This window comes from Mesorhizobium sp. CNPSo 4689, assembly GCF_057784325.1.
This window is the reverse complement of record NZ_JBWLUZ010000008.1, coordinates 152,161-175,385: the sequence shown is the minus strand read 5'-3', so window position 1 is coordinate 175,385 and position 23,225 is coordinate 152,161. Positions and strand designations below refer to the sequence as shown.

Annotated in this window: 26 protein-coding genes; 12 read left to right on the top strand and 14 right to left on the bottom strand. The window is 62.7% G+C overall.

Annotated features, from left to right (window positions below; genetic code table 11):
- Positions 1-32 precede the first annotated feature (32 nt).
- A complete protein-coding gene (locus AC04SI_RS14835) occupies positions 33-926 on the bottom strand; it encodes a branched-chain amino acid aminotransferase (protein ID WP_120014682.1) in 894 nt (297 codons plus the stop codon).
- Positions 927-1,173: 247 nt separating this feature from the next.
- On the opposite strand from AC04SI_RS14835, the gene AC04SI_RS14830 reads away from it, so the two are divergent.
- The 4 genes from AC04SI_RS14830 to AC04SI_RS14815 all read left to right on the top strand — a co-directional run bounded on the left by AC04SI_RS14830 (position 1,174) and on the right by AC04SI_RS14815 (position 5,105).
- The gene (locus AC04SI_RS14830) at positions 1,174-1,707 is read left to right on the top strand and encodes a MarR family winged helix-turn-helix transcriptional regulator (protein ID WP_488474397.1); all 534 of its coding nucleotides are present in this window, start codon (positions 1,174-1,176) and stop codon (positions 1,705-1,707) included.
- Entirely contained in the window at positions 1,694-2,413 is a 720-nt protein-coding gene (locus tag AC04SI_RS14825) for a response regulator (RefSeq protein ID WP_006202527.1), read from the top strand. Before AC04SI_RS14830 ends, AC04SI_RS14825 begins: the two co-directional genes overlap by 14 nt.
- Positions 2,414-2,459: 46 nt before the next feature.
- The gene (locus AC04SI_RS14820) at positions 2,460-3,875 is read left to right on the top strand and encodes an ATP-binding protein (protein ID WP_488474396.1); all 1,416 of its coding nucleotides are present in this window, start codon (positions 2,460-2,462) and stop codon (positions 3,873-3,875) included.
- A 207-nt stretch (positions 3,876-4,082) separates the two neighbouring features.
- The gene (locus tag AC04SI_RS14815; protein ID WP_192183807.1) at positions 4,083-5,105 is read left to right on the top strand and encodes a glycosyltransferase family 4 protein; all 1,023 of its coding nucleotides are present in this window, start codon (positions 4,083-4,085) and stop codon (positions 5,103-5,105) included.
- 157 nt (positions 5,106-5,262) lie between these two features.
- Here AC04SI_RS14815 and AC04SI_RS14810 read toward each other — a convergent pair whose 3' ends face one another.
- From AC04SI_RS14810 to AC04SI_RS14800, 3 genes are all read right to left on the bottom strand, one after another.
- Entirely contained in the window at positions 5,263-5,622 is a 360-nt protein-coding gene (locus AC04SI_RS14810; protein ID WP_488474395.1) for a tRNA-binding protein, read from the bottom strand.
- 5 nt (positions 5,623-5,627) lie between these two features.
- Positions 5,628-6,128 (bottom strand): type III secretion system chaperone family protein, encoded by a 501-nt coding sequence (locus tag AC04SI_RS14805; RefSeq protein WP_006202532.1) that lies wholly within the window; start codon positions 6,126-6,128, stop codon positions 5,628-5,630.
- 323 nt (positions 6,129-6,451) lie between these two features.
- Positions 6,452-6,754 (bottom strand): accessory factor UbiK family protein, encoded by a 303-nt coding sequence (locus AC04SI_RS14800; protein ID WP_488474394.1) that lies wholly within the window; start codon positions 6,752-6,754, stop codon positions 6,452-6,454.
- A 184-nt stretch (positions 6,755-6,938) separates the two neighbouring features.
- On the opposite strand from AC04SI_RS14800, the gene AC04SI_RS14795 reads away from it, so the two are divergent.
- The 7 genes from AC04SI_RS14795 (at position 6,939) to AC04SI_RS14765 (ending at position 13,019) form a co-directional block, all read left to right on the top strand.
- Entirely contained in the window at positions 6,939-7,178 is a 240-nt protein-coding gene (locus AC04SI_RS14795; RefSeq protein WP_404280351.1) for a BrnA antitoxin family protein, read from the top strand.
- Between the two features lie 105 nt (positions 7,179-7,283).
- A complete protein-coding gene (lgt, locus tag AC04SI_RS14790; protein ID WP_404280353.1) occupies positions 7,284-8,138 on the top strand; it encodes a prolipoprotein diacylglyceryl transferase in 855 nt (284 codons plus the stop codon).
- A complete protein-coding gene (locus AC04SI_RS14785) occupies positions 8,135-9,202 on the top strand; it encodes a class I SAM-dependent methyltransferase (protein ID WP_404280355.1) in 1,068 nt (355 codons plus the stop codon). Before lgt ends, AC04SI_RS14785 begins: the two co-directional genes overlap by 4 nt.
- A gap of 91 nt (positions 9,203-9,293) precedes the next feature.
- Positions 9,294-10,088, top strand: a complete 795-nt coding sequence (gene pgeF, locus AC04SI_RS14780) for a peptidoglycan editing factor PgeF (protein WP_404280358.1) — start codon at positions 9,294-9,296, stop codon at positions 10,086-10,088.
- A complete protein-coding gene (locus AC04SI_RS14775; RefSeq protein WP_404280360.1) occupies positions 10,088-11,239 on the top strand; it encodes a M24 family metallopeptidase in 1,152 nt (383 codons plus the stop codon). The genes pgeF and AC04SI_RS14775 overlap by 1 nt, the downstream gene beginning before the upstream one ends.
- 61 nt (positions 11,240-11,300) lie before the next feature.
- Entirely contained in the window at positions 11,301-11,927 is a 627-nt protein-coding gene (locus AC04SI_RS14770) for a hypothetical protein (protein ID WP_404280362.1), read from the top strand.
- 156 nt (positions 11,928-12,083) lie between these two features.
- Positions 12,084-13,019, top strand: coding sequence for a ribose-phosphate pyrophosphokinase (locus tag AC04SI_RS14765; RefSeq protein ID WP_006202540.1), 936 nt, complete (start codon positions 12,084-12,086; stop codon positions 13,017-13,019).
- On the opposite strand, the gene AC04SI_RS14760 is transcribed toward AC04SI_RS14765, so the two are convergent.
- Positions 13,016-13,900 (bottom strand): AraC family transcriptional regulator, encoded by an 885-nt coding sequence (locus AC04SI_RS14760; protein ID WP_404280364.1) that lies wholly within the window; start codon positions 13,898-13,900, stop codon positions 13,016-13,018. The genes AC04SI_RS14765 and AC04SI_RS14760 overlap by 4 nt on opposite strands.
- 130 nt (positions 13,901-14,030) lie before the next feature.
- On the opposite strand from AC04SI_RS14760, the gene AC04SI_RS14755 reads away from it, so the two are divergent.
- Positions 14,031-15,260, top strand: coding sequence for an MFS transporter (locus AC04SI_RS14755; RefSeq protein ID WP_404280366.1), 1,230 nt, complete (start codon positions 14,031-14,033; stop codon positions 15,258-15,260).
- Positions 15,261-15,585: 325 nt separating this feature from the next.
- On the opposite strand, the gene AC04SI_RS14750 is transcribed toward AC04SI_RS14755, so the two are convergent.
- The 9 genes from AC04SI_RS14750 to AC04SI_RS14710 form a co-directional block, all read right to left on the bottom strand.
- Positions 15,586-15,792, bottom strand: a complete 207-nt coding sequence (locus AC04SI_RS14750; RefSeq protein WP_488474393.1) for a transcriptional regulator — start codon at positions 15,790-15,792, stop codon at positions 15,586-15,588.
- A gap of 223 nt (positions 15,793-16,015) precedes the next feature.
- Positions 16,016-16,900: a formyltetrahydrofolate deformylase gene (gene purU, locus AC04SI_RS14745; protein ID WP_404280370.1), complete on the bottom strand. Its 885-nt coding sequence runs from the start codon at positions 16,898-16,900 to the stop codon at positions 16,016-16,018.
- Positions 16,901-17,071: 171 nt separating this feature from the next.
- A complete protein-coding gene (gene iolG / locus AC04SI_RS14740) occupies positions 17,072-18,073 on the bottom strand; it encodes an inositol 2-dehydrogenase (RefSeq protein WP_404280372.1) in 1,002 nt (333 codons plus the stop codon).
- A 128-nt stretch (positions 18,074-18,201) separates the two neighbouring features.
- Complete coding sequence (locus AC04SI_RS14735) at positions 18,202-19,032, bottom strand: 3-methyl-2-oxobutanoate hydroxymethyltransferase (protein ID WP_404280374.1); 831 nt, start codon at positions 19,030-19,032, stop codon at positions 18,202-18,204.
- 10 nt (positions 19,033-19,042) lie between these two features.
- Positions 19,043-19,825 (bottom strand): TIM barrel protein, encoded by a 783-nt coding sequence (locus AC04SI_RS14730; RefSeq protein ID WP_404280376.1) that lies wholly within the window; start codon positions 19,823-19,825, stop codon positions 19,043-19,045.
- A gap of 1 nt (position 19,826) precedes the next feature.
- On the bottom strand, positions 19,827-20,138 hold the full coding sequence (locus AC04SI_RS14725) for a MocE family 2Fe-2S type ferredoxin (RefSeq protein WP_006202552.1): 312 nt from the start codon (positions 20,136-20,138) through the stop codon (positions 19,827-19,829).
- Between the two features lie 110 nt (positions 20,139-20,248).
- A complete protein-coding gene (locus AC04SI_RS14720) occupies positions 20,249-21,067 on the bottom strand; it encodes an ATP-binding cassette domain-containing protein (RefSeq protein WP_404280379.1) in 819 nt (272 codons plus the stop codon).
- Positions 21,067-22,068 carry an ABC transporter permease gene (locus AC04SI_RS14715; protein ID WP_404280384.1) on the bottom strand — a complete coding sequence of 334 codons (1,002 nt, stop codon included), beginning with the start codon at positions 22,066-22,068 and terminating at the stop codon, positions 21,067-21,069. Before AC04SI_RS14715 ends, AC04SI_RS14720 begins: the two co-directional genes overlap by 1 nt.
- Before the next feature lie 168 nt (positions 22,069-22,236).
- Complete coding sequence (locus tag AC04SI_RS14710; RefSeq protein WP_404280386.1) at positions 22,237-23,217, bottom strand: sugar ABC transporter substrate-binding protein; 981 nt, start codon at positions 23,215-23,217, stop codon at positions 22,237-22,239.
- Positions 23,218-23,225 lie beyond the last annotated feature (8 nt).

Below are 23,225 nucleotides of genomic sequence, written 5' to 3'. Positions count from 1 at the left end.
GCCCCTGCTTGACAAAAAAGCTGTGACTTTCGTTATTCTGCAGCAATCGCATGCTTTGGTTGCACTGCAGCAGAATAGTCATTCATCAATGACTTGGCGATCTCGCCGACCTCGAATCGGTAGGGTCCGATCTCCGCCACGGGCGTTACTTCAGCCGCCGTCCCGGTGAGGAAGCACTGCTCGAAGCCTTCGAGTTCTTCCGGCATGATGACGCGCTCGATCACCTCGATCCCACGATCCTTGGCAAGGCCGATGACCGTGCGCCGGGTGATGCCGTCGAGGAAGCAATCGGGCTTCGGCGTGTGGATCTTGCCGTCCTTGACGAAGAAGATGTTGGCGCCGGTTGCTTCGGCGACCTGGCCGCGCCAGTCGAGCATCATGGCGTCGGCATAGCCCTTGGCCTCGGCTGCATGCTTGGACATGGTGCAGATCATGTACAGGCCGGAGGCCTTCGATTTCGACGGCGCGGTGCGCGGGTCGGGGCGGCGCCATTCCGCCATGTCGAGGCGGATGCCCTTCAGCTTCTGCGCCGGGTCGAAATAGCTCGGCCACTGCCAGATGGCGATGGCGCAGTTGATGCGGTTGTTCTGCGCCGAGACGCCCATCTGCTCGCTGCCGCGCCAGGCGATCGGGCGCACATAGGCGTCCTGAAAGCCTTGCTTCTTCAAGAGCGTGCGGCAGGCGTCGTCGAGTTCGGCGACCGAATAGGGTATCTTGAAGCCAAGCAGGCGCGCCGATTCATGCAGGCGCTCGGTATGCTCGGTGAGCTTGAATATCTCGCCGCCATAGGCGCGCTCGCCCTCGAAAACGGCACTGGCGTAGTGCAGGCCATGGGTCAGCACATGGACCTTGGCGTCGGCCCATTTGACGAACTCGCCGTTCATCCAGATGAAGCCGTCCAACTGGTCAAAAGGAACGGATGCCATGATAACCTCCCGCGGGTGCCACCCCGCATATCGTTGTATCGTTGTGTGTTTCGTGTCAGCCGCACCGGGCGACCGGGTTCTCAAAGCGTAAGCGGATATTTAAGCTCTGGCAAACTCAGGAAGTTCCGGAAAAACGGCATCCTCTTGCCTTTTCGTTCGCAATCCGCCGAAAAGCTTGTCAAAAATTACCATTGCCGGGAAATTGCGTCAATAGTACTGACATAATTCCCCTTCGCATGGAGACGAGATGACGGATCGAAGCCCCGCAGCCGGAAAACCGATCAGGACGGCGATCACCAACGAGGACGGCATTGACTTCGCTATCATCGAACTGTTTTTCTTTGCCTATCGCGACTTTACCTCCGATCCCGATCAGATCCTGGCCGACTATGGCTTTGGCCGCGCCCATCACCGCGTCCTGCACTTCGTCAACCGCAGGCCGGGCCTGACGGTGGCCGAGCTTCTCGACGTGCTGAAGATCACCAAGCAGAGCCTGGCGCGCGTGCTCAAGCAGCTGATCGACACCGACCACATCGTCCAGCTGCAGGGTCCTCGCGACCGCCGCCAGCGCGAACTCTACCCGACGGCCAAGGGCCGCGCGCTGGCGCTGGCGCTGGCGCGGCCACAGTCACGCCGCATCCGTGCTGCATTGGAGGATTCCGGAACCAACGAACGCGCTTCGATCGAACGCTTCCTGGAAGCGATGGTCAATCCGGAATTAAGAGCGCAGATTGACATTGTGCCTGCGAAAATATCGGGGAAGAGCCATGGAGACCATTGAGAGGGTTGATCATCCGACTGCACCGGACGATGACGCACCGCATCTGCTTGTGGTCGATGACGACACCCGTATCCGCAACCTGCTGAAGCAGTACCTGTCCGAGAACGGCTTTCGCGTCACCGTCGCCGGAAACTCCGGCGAGGCCAGGCGAAAGCTTGCCGGTCTCGATTTCGACCTGCTTGTGCTCGACGTCATGATGCCGGGCGAAACCGGCGTCGATCTCACCAAGGCGCTGCGGGCGGAAAAGAACGTGCCGATCCTCATGCTCACCGCGCTGTCCGAGACCGACAGCCGCATCACCGGGCTCGAGGCCGGCGCCGACGACTATCTGCCGAAGCCGTTCGACCCGCGCGAGCTGATCCTGCGCATCAACAACATCCTGCGCCGCGGCGGCCCGGCGACGACGCCAAAGGTCGAGCAGCTGGTGTTCGGCCCCTATACGTTCCAGATCGCCAGGCGCGAATTGAAGCGTGGCGGCGAAGCGCTGAAACTGACCGACCGCGAGCAAGAGATCCTGGCGATCTTCGCGGCGCGGGCCGGCGAGACGATCCCGCGCCATGAACTGGTCGGCGACGATTCGGAAGTCGGCGAGCGCACCATCGACGTCCAGATCAACCGGTTGCGCCGCAAGATCGAGCGCGATCCGTCCAACCCGGTCTGGCTGCAGACGGTGCGCGGTATTGGGTATCGGCTCAGCGTGGAATAGAGTGCCGCCTGCGGCCCGACTGGCTGCGGACGAGTGAAAAGGGCGAATGGCGACCACGCAACTGGAAAGGCCGGGAATTGGCGGCTTCAGTGATCGCTTGATGCGAAAACTGAAAGCCATGCCGCGCGCCTGGAACCGGTTCTGGCGCCTCGTTGCCCTTTACATGCCGAAGCGGCTCTATGCCCGCTCGCTGATCATCGTCATCGCGCCGATGATCCTGTTGCAGTCAGTGGTCGCCTTCGTCTTCATGGAACGCCACTGGCAGACAGTGACGCAGCGCCTGTCGCAGGCGACCGTGCGCGACATCGCCGCCATCATCGACATGATGGAGACCTATCCGCACGATGCCGACTACGCCAACATCATCCGCATCGCCCAGGACAGAATGCAGCTGAAGGTCGACCTGCTGCCGCCCGACCCGCTGCCGCCGCCCGGCCCAAAACCGTTCTTCTCGATCCTCGACGAGATCCTTTCGGCCGAGATCACAAGGCAGATCAACCGTCCGTACTGGATCGACACCGTCGGCAATTCCAACATCGTCGAGGTGCGCATCCAGCTCGAGGGCAAGGTGCTGCGTGTCTTCGTGCGTCGCAGCCAGGCCTACGCCTCGAACACCCACATTTTCCTGATCTGGATGGTCGGCACCTCGCTGGTGCTGCTGATGATCGCCATTCCCTTCCTGCGCAACCAGATCCGGCCGATCCTGACACTCGCCGAGGCCGCGGAAAGCTTCGGCAAGGGCCGGCCGATGCCGCGCGACTTCCGCCCCCGTGGCGCCGAGGAAGTCCGCCGCGCCGGCTTTGCCTTCATCCAGATGCGCGAGCGCATCGAACGCCAGATCGAGCAACGCACCGCCATGCTGACCGGCGTCAGCCACGATCTCAGGACCATCCTCACCCGCTTCAAGCTGCAACTGGCGCTGGCCGGCGGCAAGACTGAAACCAAGGCAGCCCTCGACCAGGACATCGACGACATGCAGTCGATGCTCGAAGGCTATCTCGCCTTTGCCCGCGGCGAGGCCTCGGAAGACCCCGGCCGTTTCGATCTCGATGCCTATTTCCAGAAGCTCGGCGAGGAGGCCGCGCTGCGCAAATGCAAGCTGTCGACCACGCTTGTCGGCGATCCCGACGTGCATGTACGGCCCAATGCCTTTGCCCGCTTGCTGTCCAACGTCATTGGCAATGCCTTCCGCTACGCCAAAACCGTCAAGATCAATGCCAACCATGGCCGCGGCTCGCTGGTCGTCACCATCGACGACAATGGGCCGGGCATTCCGCCGGGCAAGCGCGAGGACGTGTTCAAGCCTTTCGTGCGGCTTGACCAGGCGCGCAACCTCGACGCCAGCGGCACCGGCCTCGGTCTTTCCATCGCCCGCGACATCGCCCGCAGCCATGGCGGCGACATCACGCTGGAAGACAGTCCGCTCGGCGGTCTGCGCGCCATCATAACGGTTCCCGCATGATCTGCAGGCAAGGGGGCTTCATCCGCCCGTCATGAAACCATGGTGAAGAGCGCGCATGAAGCGCGCGATTTCATTTGATTCGGCTCTGACGCCTCACTTCGACGCCGTGCCCGCCCGGGTGCGCTGGAGCGAAGCGAGGGCTGCCGCATGGTCGCCGTTCCGGCATCGTGTCAAGGCAAAAGACGACCTTTCCAGCAAAGGGCCGCCATGCGCATATTGATGGTCACCGACGCCTGGCGCCCGCAAGTCAACGGCGTCGTCCACACGCTGGAGCGGCTCACCGAAACGTTGAAATCCTTCGACGTCGAGGTCGGCTTCCTGACGCCGAACATCTTCCGCACCTTGCCGCTGCCGACCTATCCCGACATAAGGCTGGCGCTGACGACGCCCGGCCATGTCGCGCGCCTGATCGAGGCCCGCAAGGCCGACCACATCCACATCGTCACCGAAGGTCCGCTGGGCATCATGGCCCGCCGCTATTGCCGCAATGCCGGCCGTCCCTTCACCACCAGCTATCACACGCGCTTTCCCGAATATCTCAGCGCGCGCTTGCCTGTCCCGGAAAGCTGGACCTATCGCTGGCTGCGCGATTTCCACAATTCAGGACAAGGCACCCTGGTCGCCACCCAGTCGCTTGCCGATGATCTGGCGGCACGCGGCTTCAACAAGCTGAGGCCCTGGACGCGCGGCGTCGACACCGATCATTTCCGGCCGGAAAAGCGCAAGGATCTGGGCTTTCCCGGTCCGGTGTTCCTCTGCGTCGGCCGCGTCGCGATCGAAAAGAACCTGACCGCCTTCCTCGACCTCGAACTGCCCGGCAGCAAGGTCGTCGTCGGCGAAGGGCCGGAACTGGCCAAGCTCAAGGCGCGCTATCCGAACGCGCATTTCCTCGGCCACCGCCCGAATGACGAACTGGCCGAGATCTATGCCTCGGCCGATGTCTTCGTCTTTCCGAGCCGCACCGACACGTTCGGCAACGTCATCATCGAAGCTTTAGCCAGCGGCACGCCGGTCGCCGCCTATCCGGTTACCGGGCCAATCGACATCGTCGGCGACGGCGTCGGCGGCGCGGTGTCGAACGACCTGCGAGAGGCGTCACTCGCCGCCCTCAATGTCGACCGCGCCGAAGCGCGCGAACGCGCCATGCGTTACAGTTGGAAGGCTTGCGCGGAAATGTTTCTCGATACGGTCGAGGAAGCACTGGGGACGACGCGGAAGCTGGCCGCCTGACAGACCTGGCGCGCAGGATGCATTGAGATTCAGGTCAGGCCGAGCTGAGAATGGTGGGCGCCGAGAACCGGAGCGGCGCGTACTTTTGGGTACGTGAGCACCGGAAGCACAGGAGACCGCCGTTCGCAAGCCGGCCTCACCTGAATATCAATGCATCCTAAAACAGCCGGCCGCCATCCGGCACCTTGCGCTCGATCGCGCCGAGTGCCACGGCTCCCTCCTCGTCGGGAAAGCCGAGCGTCAGGACTTCCGACATGAACGGGCCGATCTGGCGCGGTGGGAAATTGACCACCGCGAACACCTGCCGGCCGATCAGCGTTTCCGGCGCATAGTATTTGGTAATCTGCGCCGAGGATTTCTTCACCCCGATCGCCGGACCGAAATCGATCTTCAGCTTGAACGCCGGCTTGCGTGCTTCGGGAAACGGCTCCGCCTCGATGATCGTGCCGGCGCGGATGTCGACACGGTCGAAATCGGCAAAGCTGATCTCGGGCTTGCGTGCGTTGCTCGAACTCATTCGGCTCAGGCGTTTCCGTAGGTCTCGAACAACACGCCAGCGAGCGCGTCCTTGGCCGAGGTTCCCGACCAGACGACGAACTGGAACGCCTGGAAATAGCATTCGCAGGCTTCCAGCGCCGACGACAAAAGCACTTCGACCTGCTGGCTCGACGGCTCGACTCCGCCGGCCAGCAGCAGCGACTGGCGGAACATGATCGCGCCTTCCTGCTCCCAGAGGTCGAAATGGCCGAACAGCATCTGCTCGTTGATCAGCGACAACAACCGCATCACTTCGAGCGCGCGTGCCTCCGGCACCTTGATATCGAAGGCGCACGCCAGATGCAGCGCCTCAAAATCCTCCATCCAGGAGAATGAGACATGATAGTCGGTCCAGCTGCCGGCTACCGAAATCGAAATCTCGTCGTCGCCTGCCCGCTCGAACGACCAGTCATTGTTATGCGCCACCTGTTCGATGACGTCCACCGGGTGGATTTCGCGGGAGAATTCGAGTTCGAGAAGTTCCATGGAATGCTTCCTGTCGTTCTGGGAGCGCCACCACACGCTCCGCGGGAGAGGCACACACAACGAACAATCTTGTCTAGAACTCGGACGGCCAGGACTGTCTCAAACGCAAAGACCCCAGACCGGACCCCACCGCCCGGCGCATGACCCTGCTCCGAATCATGCAACAAATTCAGTCTATTGATCGGGAGTCGCGTGAACAGCCCAATTTTTCGCACTGCGTCATTCGCATGTGGAAAGGCGCTGTCACAAAGATTCATGCAATGCCGGTAAGCGATTCACGGCAAAGCGCTTTTTCGGCTCGTGCTTTGTGGAAAAGTTTAAGATTATTTTTTTGATCTGGGCTTTGCCGCCGCCGCCGGTGCGGCATGTCCGGTCAATTCGGCAAGCTTCGCCTCCAGTGCTTCGATGCGCGCAGCAAGGCGGGTGTTCTCTTCCCGCGCCTTTGCGGCCATCTCGCGCGCGGCTTCGAATTCCTCGCGCTGCACCACGTCCATCGAGTTCAGGACGCGCTCGGCCTGCCCCTTGAAGGCGGTCTCCACTTCGCGTCGAACCCCTTGAGCGGCGCCGGCGGCGTCCGTCATCAGCTTGGCGAATTCATCGAGAATGCGGTTCGGTCCGGTCGACATGGCAAATCCTCGCTTGCTTGGTTTGACGTAGTGGCGCCGCGCGTGGAATGCAAGGACGTTGAAGCTGGTGCGGCATTGCACCTCGATAGGCTGGCCTGTACGTGATGGCGCCACGTCGCCTATTGTAGTTCTTTCAAGTCGACTTGCGTCAAGCAACGAGTCGCTCTCAATCAGGGTTCAACCAATGGCAACGCCTCCGCGCCGACCGACAAATCCGATGGCAGCCGCAGAGGCCGCCTTCAAGCCGATCAAAAAGCCGACGCCGCCAATTCGCGAGCCCGCGGCTGCACCGAACGTCAGGGAGCTTGTTTCGATCAGGATCGATCGAGCCGTGCTCGACCATTTTCAGGAAGATGGTCCCGGGTGGCAGGACAGGATCAATGACGCCCTCAGGCAAATGGTCGCCGGCAAGCCGCAGGGTTGAGTCCGCCATCGGCGACGACTAGGGCAACCTCCACCTTGCCTTGACCCTGCCAAAACCCTGCCGCATGGTCCGCGCCCAAACGTGACCACACCCTTGGAGACCCTGTTGAGCGAATATTTCCTGCTGCCGCTGGCCTCCCTGCCCTTTCCCAACATCAACCCGGTCATCGTCCAGATCGGGCCGCTGGCGGTGCATTGGTATGGCGTCGGCTATATCGTCGGCATTCTCTTCGCCTGGTGGTACGCTAAGCGGCTGGCCACCAATGCCAGATTGTGGCCGGACGGCGTCTTGCCGATGAAGCCCGAAGATCTCGACGATTTCATTGTCTGGGCAGCCATCGGCGTGGTGCTTGGCGGCCGTACCGGCTATGTGCTGTTTTACGACCTGGCGCGCTACATCGCCCACCCGCTCGACATCTTTGCGGTTTGGCAAGGCGGCATGTCGTTCCATGGCGGCCTGCTCGGCGTCATCCTCGCCATGACCCTGTTTTCGCTCAAGCGCGGCATCCGCACCTGGTCGCTGTTCGACGTCGTGGCGGCCGGCGTGCCGGTCGGCCTCGGCCTGGTGCGCGTCGCAAACTTCATCAACTCCGAACTCTGGGGCCGGCCGACAGACGTGCCGTGGGCGGTCGAATTTCCCAATGGCGGGCCGTTTTCGCGCCATCCTAGTCAGCTCTACGAAGCGCTGCTCGAAGGCCTGGTGCTGTTCCTCGTTCTGCGCATCCTCACCCATTCCAGGCTCAAACTGAAGACGCCGCGCTTCGTCGGTGGCGCTTTCATCTGCGGTTACGGCCTGTCGCGCATCTTCGTCGAATTCTTCCGCGAACCCGACCAGCAGCTCGGCTATCTCTTGGGCACCAACTGGCTGACCATGGGCATGATCCTTTCCACGCCCATGGTGTTGGCTGGCATCTGGGCGATGGTAACCGCAAAGCCGGTCACGCAGCCGCAGCCGGCATGACGCGGCTGAAGGCCCGCATCGTCGACCTGATCGGCGCGCTGGGGCCGATCCCCGTCAACGAATACATGGCGCTTTGCCTGTTCGACCCTGCGGACGGCTACTACACGACACGCGAACCTTTCGGTGCGGGCGGCGACTTCGTCACCGCGCCGGAAATCAGCCAGATGTTCGGCGAACTGGTCGCTGTCTGGCTCTACCAGGCCTGGCAGGCGACCGGCCGGCCAATGCCGGTCACCATCGCTGAAATCGGCCCCGGCCGCGGCACGCTGATGAAGGACATGCTGCGGGCCTTTTCGCGACTCGATGCGGCACTCGTAGCCGACGCCTCCTTCGCCATGATCGAAACCAGCCCGCGCCTGACCGGCATCCAGAAACAGACACTTTCAGGCCAATCGGTGAGGCTGGGTTGGCACGAAACCATCGATACGCTGCCGAAGGCGCCCCTGCTCATCGTCGGCAATGAACTGTTCGATGCCGTTCCCATCCGGCAATTCATCCGCGCCGGCGCAGGCTGGCGCGAACGGATGGTTGGCCTCGACGAGGCGGATGTTTTGCGCTTCTTCGCCGGCGCCGGCTCCATCGACCCGTCCTTGCTGCCGGGTGACGCCGCCGATGCGCCGGAAGGATCTGTTGTCGAGGTGGCGCCGGCCCGCATCGCGCTGATGGCGGCCATCGCCGAAAGAATCGCCGGACAGGGCGGCGCCGGCCTGTTCATCGACTATGGCCATCTCAGACCCGGCGTCGGCGACACGCTGCAGGCCTTGCGCAAGCATGATCACGACAATGTGCTGGCCAATCCGGGCGAGGCTGACCTCACCGCCCATGTCGACTTCGCCGCCCTTGCCGCGACGGTTCGGGCGCACGGCCTCGATGCGCAGATGACGACGCAGGGCGACTTCCTGCTCGGCATGGGCCTTGTCGAGCGCGCCGGCCAGCTTGGCGCCAACGCCGATGAGCAGGCGCGGCAGGCGATTTCCGACGCCGTCGAACGCCTGGCCGGACCGGACGCGATGGGCGGGCTGTTCAAAGTGTTGAAAATTCAGCCGAAAACGAGCGCTTGCTGACCAGGATACGGCTCATAGCCGGCATCTGGGTCATGCCACCTGTCCGAACTTCGCCTTGACGAAATCGCCCGCGCGGACAACAAACCCATCCATGCTGAATCAGACCAAACCGGATCCCGTTCGGTCGCCCTTGCTGGACGAGGCGAAAGCGCAAGGCATCCGCCACGGCTATTTCACCCGCATTGGCGGTGTCTCTAGCGGCATCTACCGCGGCCTCAACATCGGCACGGGTTCGAACGACGACCAGGCGCTGGTGCGTGAAAACCGCCGTCGCGTCGCCGACTGGATGGGCGTGCCGGCGAACCATCTGTTGACCGCGCATCAAATCCACTCGCCCGATGTCGTCATCGCCAGGGAGCCCTTCCCCGGCGAGCGGCCCAAGGCCGATGCCGTCGTCACCGACCGGCCGGGCATCGCCGTCGGCGCCTCGACGGCGGACTGCGGACCGATCCTGTTCGCCGACGCCGAGGCAAGAATTATCGGCGCCGCGCATGCCGGCTGGAAAGGCGCCTTCACCGGCGTGCTCGAAAACACGATTTCCGCGATGGAGGGCTTAGGGGCTCGCCGCGAACGCATCGTCGCTGTCCTCGGCCCCTCCATCGGTCCGGAAAACTACGAGGTCGGGCCGGAATTCGTCGCCCGCTTCGTCGACGCAGACGTCGGCAATGCGCGCTATTTCGCACCTTCGGCAAAGACTGGCCATGCGATGTTCGACCTCAACCTCTACACGGTCGACCGGCTGGGCAAGGCCGGCGTGCAGGCCGAGGGGCTCGGCCGCTGCACTTACGCCGAGGAAGACCTTTTCTACTCCTACCGGCGCACCACGCACCGCAAGGAAGCGGATTACGGACGACAGGTTTCAGCAATTGTCTTGGAGAATGAGTGATGGCGTTGCATTTCGAACGCTCGGAATTTGACGCCCGGCGTGACCGGCTGATGATCGAGCTCGCCGAGAAGAAGCTCGACGCCGTGCTCCTGTTCGCGCAGGAGAGCATGTACTGGCTCACCGGCTACGACACGTTCGGTTTCTGCTTCTTCCAGTGCCTGGTGGTGAAGGCCGACGGCTCGATGGTGTTGCTCACCCGCTCGGCCGACCTGCGCCAGGCGCGCCACACCTCGATCATAGACAACATCGTGCTATGGACCGACCGCGACGGCGCCAATCCGGCGATCGACCTGCGCAACCTGCTCAACGAACTCGACCTGCTCGGCGCCCGCATCGGCGTCGAATACGATACTCATGGCCTGACCGCCTACAATGGCCGGCGCCTCGACGAGCAGCTGCAGACCTTCGGCCAGATCGCCGATGCCTCGGGCATCGTCAGCCGGTTGCGCCTGTTCAAGAGCCCGGCCGAAATCGCCAAGGCGGAAAAGGCCGCGAACCTGTCTGACGACGCGCTCGATGCGGCCCTGCCGCTGATCAAGCAGGGCGGCGACGAGGCGCTAATCCTCGCCGCCATGCAAGGCGCGATCTTTGCCGGCGGTGGTGATTATCCGGCCAATGAGTTCATCATCGGCTCGGGTATCGACGCCCTGCTCTGCCGCTACAAGTCCGGGCGCCGCAAGCTGACCAAGAACGACCAGCTGACGCTCGAATGGGCCGGCGTCTTCCACCACTACCATGCCCCGATGATGCGCACAGTGCTGACCGGCAAGGTGTCGAAGCGCCATCAGGAGCTGTTCGATGCCGCGCATGCCGCACTTCTGGCGGTGGAGAAGGCAATGACGCCCGGCAACAGCTTCGGCGACGTCTTCGACGCGCACGCCCGCACGCTCGAGGCGCACAATCTGACCAAGCACCGGTTGAACGCCTGCGGCTACTCCGTCGGCGCGCGCTTCACCCCGTCCTGGATGGACATGCCGATGTTCTACCAGGGCAATCCCGAGCCGATCGCGCCCAACATGACGCTGTTTTCCCACATCATCATCATGGACTCCGAAACCGAGACGGCGATGACGCTTGGCCGCACCTACCTAACCACCGAATCCCAGCCAAAGCCGCTCTCCCGCCATGATCTCGACTTGATCGTGCAGTGAATCCATAATGAGAGGGAGGCGCGTTCATCAGGTTAAACGTCGCCAAGGAGTTGTCAGGCAAATGAGACGATCGCATGTGACGACCGTGTCATTGCTTTTGGCGTTGGCGCTGTCTGCCTGCACCAATGCCAAGGACGTGCTCGAACCCTCGGCCATCACCCCACCGACGACATCGGCGCAGACGCTGCCAGGCACATCGGGGCCGGCCACATCGGGCAGCACCACGGCCGCCGCCCCTGCCCCGGCACCACCTTCGTCAACTCCGGCTGCTCCGGCTGGATCGTCGCCTGTCTCGCCGGCCCAGAGCGCCGCCCTGTCGAAGACGCGGCTACAGGTCGCACCAATCGTCGGCGCCTCCGTCGAGGCCGCGACGCCGCTGACGGCGGAGCTTCAGGCGCGCGCCAGGCAGCGCGGCATCACACTCGCCGGCAGCACCGACCAGACCGCCACGCATGTGTTGAAGGGCTACTTCTCGACAATGTCGGAAGGCAGCGACACCACCGTCATCTATGTCTGGGACGTCTATGATCCCGCCGGCAACCGGCTGCATCGCATCAACGGCCAGCAGAAGGCGCCCTCGATCAAGGGTGGCGAAGGCTGGGCGGCGGTGGCTCCGGCGACCATGCAGGGGATCGCCGACCAGACGATCGACCAGTTTGCCGCGTGGCTCGGCGGACAAGCCGGGTGAGCTGTTGCAGGCTTTCCTCGGGGGCAGGTCTTTCTTGAGATTAGCCGGCGGATTCCCGATCACGAGACTTGCAATACCGGCACGGGCCGCTAAAAGCCCGCTTAAGAGGCTCATGAGAGTCTGTCGGGTCTCTCCATCCTTCGCCAGGAACGGTGCATGAAGCTCTTCGCGGGCAATTCCAACAGGGTGCTGGCCGAAGCGGTCGCTCGCTATCTCAACATCCCGCTGGGCAAGGCCAGCGTCAGGCGCTTCGCCGATCAGGAAATCTTCGTCGAGATCCAGGAGAACGTGCGCGGCGAGGATGTCTTCATCCTGCAGTCGACCTCCTTCCCGACCAACGATCATTTGATGGAACTACTCATCATGATCGACGCCTTCATGCGCTCCTCGGCCAAGCGCATCACGGCGGTCATCCCCTATTTCGGCTACGCCAGGCAGGACCGCCGCGCCTCCGGCCGCACGCCGATCTCGGCCAAGCTGGTCGCCAACATGATCACCCGCGCCGGCGTCGACCGCGTGCTGACGCTCGATCTTCATGCCGGCCAGATCCAGGGCTTCTTCGATATCCCGACCGACAATCTGTTCTCGGTGCCGGTGATGGCCCGCGACGTGAAGGCGAAATACAAGCAGCTCGCCAATGTCGTCGTCGTGTCGCCCGATATCGGCGGCGTGGTGCGGGCCCGCGCGCTGGCCAAGCGTTTCGACGCCCAGCTCGCCATCGTCGACAAGCGCCGCGAACGTCCCGGCGAATCCGAGGTCATGAACATCATCGGCGCGGTCGCCGGCAAGGATTGCCTGTTGATCGACGACATCGTCGATTCCGGCGGCACGCTGTGCAATGCAGCCGATGCGCTGCTTGCCAATGGCGCCACCAGCGTCACCGCCTACATCACCCACGGCGTCTTGTCCGGCGGCGCCGTCGCCCGCATCAGCGGCTCGAAACTGCAGGAACTGGTGATCACCGATTCCATCCAGCCGACGCAAGGCGTGCTCGACGCTCCCAACATCCGCGTCATCTCGATCGCCGACCTGATGGGCGAAGCGATCTCGCGCACGGCGACCGAGGAATCGGTATCGAGCCTGTTCGACTAAACCGTCGCACTCTCCGGCCTGGCGGGACCGCTTAGCCGCTTCATACCTTCGCCGGCATCGCGCGCGCCGCGCATGTAGCCGCGCGGCGAGGCGCCCAGCATGCGCTTGAACATGGTGATGAAGGCCGGCACGCTGTCATAGCCGAGATCGAGCGCCACCCTGGTGATCGGCTCGCCGTCGGCGAGCCGCGGCAACGCCGCGAACAGGCAGGCCTGCTGGCGCCAGGTCGACAGCGACAGCCCGGTTTGGCGATGGAAGGCGCGGGTAAAGGAGCGCCGGCTCATGCCGACGATGTCGGCCCATTCGTCGATCGTCGCGTGTGGCGAGGGTGCCGCGACGAAACGCCGGCACAGTGCGGCCAGCTTCGGGTCCGACGGAAAAGGCAAGCCGAGCGGCCGTTCCGGCAGGTTGGGGATCTCGTGCAGCAACAGGCCCATGATCAGCCCGCCGCGCCCTTCCAGCTCAGCACCTTGCGGCAGCTTTTCGGATTCCACGATCAGGCTGTGCATCAGATCGGTGATGCCGACGACGCGCAGTCCATCCGGCAGCCCGGCTATCGCGTCGGGCATGACATAGACCGAGCGCATCGAGACATCGCCCAGCATCTCGACGGAATGCTCGATGCCGGCCGGGATCCACATGGCATGGTCGGGCGGCACCATCCAGCGCCCATGCCTGGTCGTCACCAGCACGACGCCGACCAGCGCATGCAAGAGCTGGCTGCGGCTGTGGGAATGCTGCGGCACGTGGTAGCCGTCGGGATACTCGGTCGGCAGCGCCACCGCCGGCCCGACGGCCTGCTCCAGCCACTGCCAGCGGCTCTGGTGCAGGCGCCCCAATTCGGCGGCGTCGCCCCTGAATATCTCCCTGCCATGCGGCATCGGCTATGGCCCACTTGCGAAACTATTGGACCAAACCACGAAAGAAGTCGCCGATCAACCGGATTATAAGGCAACCGACCTATGGGGCCGCCTTTGCGGGTGAGCCCGCTGGAAGACCACGGAGCATGCCTTGACCGACACGACAGCCACCGCCGTCGCCACACCTGCGACGGCCAGCCACACTTCGGCGCAAGCGACGGCCTTCACCGTCATCCTTGCGGTAAGCTTCTGCCACTGCATCAACGACATCATGCAGTCGCTGCTGTCGGCCATCTATCCGTTGCTGAAGGAGAATTACGGTCTCGATTTCTGGCAGATCGGCCTTTTGACCTTCACCTTCCAGGTGACGGCATCCTTGCTGCAGCCGATGATCGGCGCGGTCACCGACAAGCGGCCGATGCCCTATTCGCTGCCCTACGGCATGGCCTCGTCGCTGATCGGCCTGATCGTGCTCGCCCATGCCGGCCACTACTGGCTGCTGCTGATTGGCGCCTCGCTGATCGGCATCGGCTCGGCCATCTTCCATCCGGAATCCTCCCGCATCGCCCGCTTCGCCTCTGGCGGCCGCTTCGGCCTTGCGCAATCGCTGTTCCAGGTCGGCGGCAATTTCGGCCAGGCAATGGGGCCGCTGCTCGCCGCTTTCATCGTCGTGCCGTTCGGCCAGACCAGCATTTCCTGGTTCGCCGTCGGCTCGCTGATCGGCATCATCGTTCTGTGGCGGGTCGGCGGCTGGTACAGCCGGCTGCGCGCCACGCTCGCCAACCGCAAGGCGGCAAGCTTCGTCTCGCCCTTCCCGCGCCGCAAGGTGATGGGGGCGCTGGCGGTGCTGACCCTGCTGGTGCTGACCAAGAACGCTTACATCGCCTCGATCTCCAGCTACTACACCTTCTACGCCATCCATAAATTCGGTGTTTCGGTGCAGATGTCGCAGGTCATGCTGTTCCTGTTCCTCGGCGCCTCGGCGCTGGGCATCCTGCTCGGCGGCCCGTTTGGCGACCGCTACGGACAGAAGGCGATGATCTGGTTCTCGATCGTTGGCGTGCTGCCCTTCACGCTGGCTTTGCCCTATGCCAATTTCGAATGGACGATGGTGCTCACCGTGCTGATCGGCCTGATCCTGTCCTCGGCCTTTTCCAACATCGTCGTCTTCGCGCAGGAGCTGGTGCCGGGCCGGGTCGGCATGATCGCCGGCATCTTCTTCGGCTTCGCCTTCGGCATGGGCGGCATCGCCGCAGCCGTGCTCGGCGTCGTCGCCGACATGAAGGGCATCGACTTCGTCTACCAGATCTGTTCCTACCTGCCGCTGCTCGGCCTGCTGACCGTGTTTTTGCCCAACACGAAGGAAGCGAGAAGGGTCTAGACGGAGGCCGCGAGCAATTCCAGGAAAAGTGCGCGGCAACACGCTTGCATGATGCGCCGCTGCATAGCACGTGTCTGGAAGCTCGATCGGCCCGGGAGCACGGCAGAAATATTTGCAGAGCGCTAGTCCGCTATAGCGCCGAAGGCTCGAGCTTTCGACGGATCGTGGTTGCCGTCGTCGGCGACTGCAGGAAAGCCGTCCTGAGTGCCCGGGAGATTTTCGAACGGCCCGCTTTTCCGCGTCAAAGACCGATCTACAAGCCAGTAGCCGGCAGCTGCGCGATGGTGTGTAAGGTCACCAGTGTCGCCACGAACGTCGACCTATCTCAAAATGCAGGCATGCGCACGTTTGACGTCTGGGACCGAGTTCGAAGATGATCTTGGAACACCCGTCTGAGTTCCCGATAATTCGCGAACCCCAAGTGACGAGCAAGCCGGGAAACCGTCGAGGTTCCCACTTGGCAGCGGCAAGCGACAACAAATGTACTATCGAAAGCGGCAATCTCGGGCTTCTCAAGAATTTGTCGCGCCACATCGCCCTTGGCAAGACCAGCTCGCGTTTGGCGATAGCTACTTTGATTTCATCGAGAGTTCGAGGTTTGTTCATCGTTCTAGCTCTTGAAGAATGCGAAGAAGACGTTCGACACCATGACTGTCATGTTGCAAATTCGGCTAAGTCGCTTGAGCTTTGAAATCGGATTGCGATCATCGGACTACATGGAGCCGGATCCTCCAACGGCCGCTTGATTTGTGAGATCATCCCATTCGTTCCGATGCGTAGGAGCCCGGCGACGCAGGAAAAACAACCGTCTTGTTTCCGTTCAAGAAAACCCGTCCGTAAATGTGCGCATGGATGGCGCGGGCTAAGACCTGCGCCTCGACATCGCGACCGAGGCTGACATAGTCCTCAGCTGATTGCGCATGCGTCACACGGATCGTGTCCTGCTCGATAATTGGGCCTTCGTCCAAATCGCCAGTCACGTAGTGGGATGTTGCACCAATCAGTTTTACGCCGCGCTCGTAGGCCTGTTTGTAGGGGTTGGCACCCTTGAAAGACGGCAGAAATGAATGGTGGATATTGATGATGCGCCCTGACATCGTCCGGCATATCTCGTCGGACAACACCTGCATGTAGCGTGCCAGCACGATCAGCTCGGCCCCGGTCTCCTCCACAATGCGCATCTGCTGCGCTTCAGCTTTGACCTTGTTCTCCTTCGTCACCGTGATCCCGTAAAACGGGATGTCGTGGTTCACCACAACCTTCTGATAATCCATATGATTGGAAATCACGGCGACGATGTCGATCGGAAGCGCGCCGATCTGCCAGCGGTACAGGAGATCGTTGAGGCAGTGTCCGAAGCGTGAGACCATGATGATCACCTTGCGCTTCACCGCTTCGTCGAAAAACTCGGCCTCCATGCCAAAACGCGTGGCGATCGCACCGAAACCTGCACGTAGTTGCTCGAGGTCACAGCCGCCCTCGGAGCGGAAGCTTATCCGCATGAAGAAGTTGCCGGTGTCGGCGTCATCGAATTGTGCGCTATCGGCAATGTTGCAGGTCTGATCTGCAAGGAAGGTCGAGATCGCTGCAACAATTCCCCTGGTTGAGCGGCATTTGACTCTGAGGGCGAAGCTGGACATGAATTTCTTCCGTTGGTCTTTCGAAATGCTTCGTGAGCCAAAACGATGGGCATGTCGCAAAGTTTGGCGGCGCACACACAATAACCGCCCGCCCTGTGACCAGGCCGTTTCTGGTTTCCGTCAATTGCAACACTATGCGGCCAGGCGCTTGGCGCCTGCTCGCAAGGACCGTCAGCCAAGCACGCTGGCGAGTCTCACAGGAGCCCCGGTCTTCGCCGACACCGATGCTGCCTCTGCCATCGCCAGCGCGGCAATGCCATCGTCCAGGGTGACGGGAACCGCCTTACCGCCATTAACTGCCTCGACAAAACCGGCCCATTCGGCGGCATAGGCCGGCATGTAGCGCTCCAGGAAGAAGTAGGTCGGCTTGGCCCCCGTCACGCCGGTGGTGGTGGACTTCACCACCGAGTTTTCCAGCATGTTCCGCGCCTGCAGTAGCCCTTGCGAACCCAGCAGTTCCAACCGCTGGTCATAGCCATAAACCGCGCGCCGGCTGTTCTTGATGACAGCAATCCGGCCATCATCGTAGGTGAGCGTGACCACAGCAGTGTCGACATCGCCCGCTGCGCCGATTTCAGGATCGACGATCGAGGATCCGACGGCGGTCACCGCCATGGGTGCGGCACCCATGATGAAATTCGCCATGTCGAAGTCGTGGATCATCATGTCGCGGAACAGTCCACCCGAGACCTTGATGTAGGCAACGGGCGGCGGCGCGGGGTCGAAGGATGTGATTGACAGGAGTTCGGTCTTGCCGATCTCGCCTCTGTCGGCAGCAGCCTTCAGCGCCGCGAAATTTGGGTCGAAGCGGCGGTTGAAGCCGATCATTACCGGACGCTTCGTGGCGGCAACTGCCTTGCGGCATTCCAGCGCGCGCGCAAGACTGAGGTCCACCGGCTTCTCGCAAAGAACAGCTTTGCCAGCAGCTGTCGCCCGCTCGATCAAATCAGAATGAGTGTCTGTCGAGGTGGCAATCAAAACCGCATCGATGGCGGGATCATTTAGGACGGCTTCTGTAGTTCGTACCTCAGCCCGGTATTGGGCAGCGAGCTTTTCGGCGGCCGCCGTATTGATGTCCGACACGGCGACGAGTTTGCTGCCAGGGTGCGACGCGATCGCCGTCGCATGAACGCCGGCAATCCGCCCGGCCCCGAGAAGTCCAACATTAAGCATCAGTTTCCAAAGCTCCGTACGACATTGAATTGATAGGGGTCAGCTTTCGCTGCTCTGAGACGATCCACATCCGCAGGCGTTCGTGTTCTTTCTTGCGCCGTACATCGTGGTGGCCCATCCGCCGAGGTCTAGGATCCGGCTTCGGCTTGATTGACGAAGCGAGCGAATTCCTCGTCGGCGATCGGAACGTTGTGTTCCGGCGCCGGATAGGCGCCAGAATTGACGTCGGCGATGAACTCCTTGAAGGCCGCAACCCGCTCGTTCTGGAGCCGCTCGTATTCGATTGCAAAATTGCGATAGGTACGCGCATGCCGTGGCTTGTGACCCTGGGTATGGCCCAATACGTCTTCGGCGAAGAGATACTGGGCGTCAGCACCCGGCCCGGCTCCCATGCCGAGCATGATCATCGAAGTGTTCTTCGAAATGAATGCACCGACTTTGTCAGGGACAACTTCGAGCTCGGCTCCGAAGCAGCCGATGGCCTCAAGCCGCTTCACCTGCTGCCAGACTTTCAGGGCTTCCTGCCCGGTCTTGCCCACCGCGCGAAAGCCTGTCCAGGTGATGTAGGAAGGAATGAGGCCGACATGCGCGACGATTGGCACGTGGTTGTCGCATAATGTCTTTTGGATGTCATAAGAGGCAGCGCAATAGAAGCAGTCACCTCCCATCGCTGCGAAATGGAAAGCTGCCCGCAGATAATCCTCGGCAGTTGCGAGAGGCCGGCCCTCAAAGGTTCCCCAACCGCCATAAGGCAGCCCGACCTGGACGAAGCATCTGCCGGCCGCCTCGCGCATCTCGGGCGAGAAGAAGCGGCCCTCGATCGACAGCATGTCGACACCGGCCGCGTCCGCTGCCGCCGCCTCTTCGAGCGTGGTGACGTAGAGCATGGAAATCTTTTGTCCGCGGCTCTTCATGGCGCGAATGTCTGCGACGGTGGGCCGGGTGTTTTTCGTGACCATTCTTGTTCCCTCAGACAGTGAAAGCGTCGCGGAAGGCCTGCAGTGCCGCCTCGGGATCGCCGGAGGCGAACGCCTCCATGCCGACCGGCCCGCGGTAGCCCATGTCCTTCAGCGCACGGGCGATGCCCTTGTAGTTGATCTCGCCGGTGCCGGGCTCCATTCGACCAGGCACGTTGGCAACCTGGACCTCGCCGATCCACGGCAGGCAGGCGCGGCAGAGCTCGATCAAATTCCCCTCGCCGATTTGCGCATGGTAGAGATCGAGGTTGAGGCGCAGCCCCGGCCGGTTCACGCTGGAAACCAGCGCAAGCGTGTCCTCGGCGCGCGCGAACGGCACGCCGGGATGATCGACCGGCAGGTTCAAATTTTCCAGCGTGAAGGTCACGCCCTCCGCCTCGGCGAGGTCCGCAATGCGGTTCAGCGTGTCGCGCGCCTTGAGCCACATCGCACCGGTGACGGTCCCGCAAGGCGTGACCGGCAGGCCGCCCTCGCCCAGTCCCGTCCCGTGTAGATTGAGCCGCGCCACGCCGAGGCGCTTGCCGACGTCCGCCGTCTCCTTCGCCGTCTTCAAAAGTTCGGCGGCACCCTCGTCATCGGCAAGCCGGCCCCGCAGATAGCCGTTCATGATCGAGAAGGTGGCGCCGGATTTCTCCAGCATTGCGAGGTCATGCTCGGGCCAGTTCCAGAGGCCGACCTGAAAACCCATTTCGGTCAGGCGCTTGACGCGGAATTCCATCGGCCGGTCGCGCCACAGCATCTCGGCGCAGGCCGCAAGGGTGAAGGTATCGGACATGTCAGACCTCGATGTACACGCGGCCGTCTTCGACCTTTGTCTTGTAGGCTTTGAGATTCACGCAGACCGGTGCGCGCACCGCTTCGCCGGTCCGGTAATCGAAGACGCCGTTGTGCTTCGGGCATTCGATCCTGTATTCCATGACCAGCCCGTCGCTCAGATGCACCTTCTCATGCGTGCACAGGCCGTCGGTACAGAAGAACGCATCGTCGGGACTCCGATAGATGGCGAATGTCCGGCCTTCGTGATCGAAGCGGATGACGTCCTCTTCATCGATATCATCCGTCGCACATGCATCAATCCACTTTGCCATTGTCTTCCTGCAGCCTGGTCCTCGGTTGGTCGAAAAGTCGGCCGGCGGAACACATGTCCGCCGGCCGCCCCGGGAGGGAAGATGCCCGTGTGGAAGGCATCCTCACTGGGTTACGCATGTGCTCCGTCGCGCGGCGCATCGTTGGTCGCGGAGAAGCTCTCGATCTCGGCTTCGAGCTCGGCCATCTGCTCGCCGCCGGCCATCAGGTCGGTGATCGCCTCGCGGCTCTTCTCACCCTTGCGGAAATCGGCGGCCTTGGAGCCTCTGATAAGGACGGCGAAGTGGTCTCCGACGGTCAGCGCATGGACGACATTGTGGGTGATGAAGATGACCGCGATGCCCTTGCGGCGCGCCTGCAGGACGATGCGCAGGACGTGCGCCGCCTCCTTGACGCCGAGCGCGGCCGTCGGCTCGTCGAGGATCAGCACGCTGGCGCCGAAATGGACGGCACGGGCGATCGCCAGCGCCTGACGCTCGCCCCCGGACAGTCCGCCGACGAGGCGGTCGCCGTCGTCGATGCGGGTGATGCCGAGCTGGCGCATCTCGGTGACGGCGATCTCGTTGGCCCGCTTGCGGTCGTAGATGGTGAGCGGCCCCCATCGCCGCGTCGGCTCGGCGCCGACGAAGAAGGAGCGGCCGATGCTCATCAGCGGGAACGTCCCGCCGAATTGGTGGACCGTCGCGATGCCATGATCGCTGGCGTCGCGCGGGCTGCCGAACTCAACGGCCTTGCCGTCCATTTCCAACCTGCCCGATGTCGGCTTGTGGACGCCGGAGAGGATCTTGATCAGCGTGGATTTTCCCGCGCCATTGTCGCCGAGCAGGCACAGCACCTCGCCTCTGTTGACCTCGAGGGAAATGTCATGGAGCACGTCGATGGGACCGAACGACTTGTTGATCCCAGTCAGTCTGAGCAAGGGCGTTGTCATCAGCGGGCCCTCGTCTTGGTGCGCGGCGCGTAGGTCAGCGCCATGGTGCGGAAGGTGTTGTTCATCAGCACGGCGGCGAGCAGCAGGACGCCGATGATCAGGCTCGCCCAGTTGGCGTCGAAGCCGGTGTAGAAGATACCCTGGTTGACGATTGCGAAGGTCAGCGTGCCCAACACGATGCCGACCACCGAACCATATCCGCCGGTGAGCAGCACGCCGCCGATGACCACCGCAATGATCGAGTTGAAGATGAAGGACTGCCCGGCGGCCACCTGGGCGCTGTTGTAGAGGATCGCCTGCGACATGCCGACGAAGGCTGCGCACAGGCTGCTGCTCATGAACAGTGCGATGGTGACGCGGTCCGTCGGGATGCCGGCATTGCGGGCGCTGACGGCGTCGCCGCCCATGGCCAGGATCCAGTTGCCGAAGCGGGAGAAATTCAGGATGAAGCCGACGATCAGGACGATCGCGATCCACCAGAACAGGGTCACCTGGAACTTGCCGCCGAGATAGTCGCCGAACACAAGCTTGGCGATCGGTCCGCCCTTTAGCGCGACACTCGTGCTGCCGGACAGGATGATCGAAAGCCCGAGCGTCAGGCCGGCCAGCGCGAACAGCGTTGCCAGGGTGACGACGAAGGACGGCACCTTGGTGCGGATCACCAAGACCCCGTTAATGAAGCCGACGGCCAGCCCAAGGCCAAGCGCGGCGAGGATGCCGACGATGATCGGCAGGTCGTAGTGGCCCGAGAGGATGGCGATGGTCATCGAACTGGCGGGGACCATCGACCCGACGGAGAGATCGAGATGTCCGGCGATCATCAGTAGGCCCACCGGGAGTGCGATGATGCCGAGTTCAGAGGCGACGTTGAGCCAGCTGGCGGCACCGCCGGCCGACATGAAATTGGCGCCGCCAAAGATCGAGAAGAACACCAGCACGGCGATCATGCCGATCAGCGAGCCGACCTCGGGGCGCCGCACCAGGCTGCCGATCGAGGGCATCGAAGAATGCGGGGGCGCAGTCGCTGTCACAGCGGGTTGGTCATGGGCTTGGGATGTCATCGAAGTGGTCCCTGGCTTGAACAATGGGAAGCCTGGCGCGGCCCTCGTCGGGGGCGCCGGCTGGCGATGTCCGGCCCTCGGATGGGCCGGACACTCGGTTTGCGCAACTTATCGGGCGCCGGCCGCGGCACCAGCCAACGTCGCGTCGACGTTGGCGGCGTCGACGATCCCCGGTCCGGTCAGCACAGGCTTCGTCGGCAGATCGAGCCCATAGTTGACGAAGCCGTTCAGCAGCGACACCGCAAGATAGCCCTGCAGGTAAGGCTGCTGGTCGATCGAGAACATCTGCTGGCCGTCCTTGATACGCTGCAGGCCGGTTTCGTCCATGTCGAACGAAGCGAGCTTGACCTTGTCGCCGACATTGGCCTGGCTGATGGCATTGGCCGCGCTGTTGGCGTCGCCAGCGCTGATGGTGATGAGACCGTCGAGGGTGTTGTCTTTCAGCACGGCGGCCTTGATCGCCTCGGCGACCGCTGTCGGGTTGCCGAAGCTGGATGAGGGCAGCGGCAACTGGGTGGATTTGCCGCCGCTCTTGGCGATGGCGTCGGCGATGCCCTTGCAGCGGTCTTCCGTATTGGTGGAGCCCGGCAATGTGTTGACGCAAAGCACGTTCTTGGCGCCATGGCTGCCGAAATATTCGCCGCCGCCGAGACCGGCCGCGTATTCCTCGTTGCCGACATAGTTCATGGCGCCGAGCCGCTTGGCTGCATCCATGCCGCCGGAATTGTAGATGATGAGCGGCACGCCTGCGGCAACGACTTCCTTGAAGGCGTCATCCATGGCCTCGGGCACCCAGTCCGGGCCGACGATGGCGCTCGGCTTCTGGCTGAGCGCGGTGCGGATCAGCTTGGCGGCATCCGGGCCGAGATTGTCGTAATTCTGCGGGCCGAGCCAGGTCACCGAGCCGCCGGTCAGTTCGGCAACCTTGCCGGCGTCGTCGGCGCCCTTCTTGACCTTCGACCAGAACGGGTCGTCCGCCTTGCCGCCGATGACGAAGATCTTCGCCCCATCGGCCATTGCGGCTGTGGCACCTGTCGCCATCACGGCCGCTGTCATCATTGCCGTCAAGAGTCTTGTTGCACGCTTCATGTCGTCTC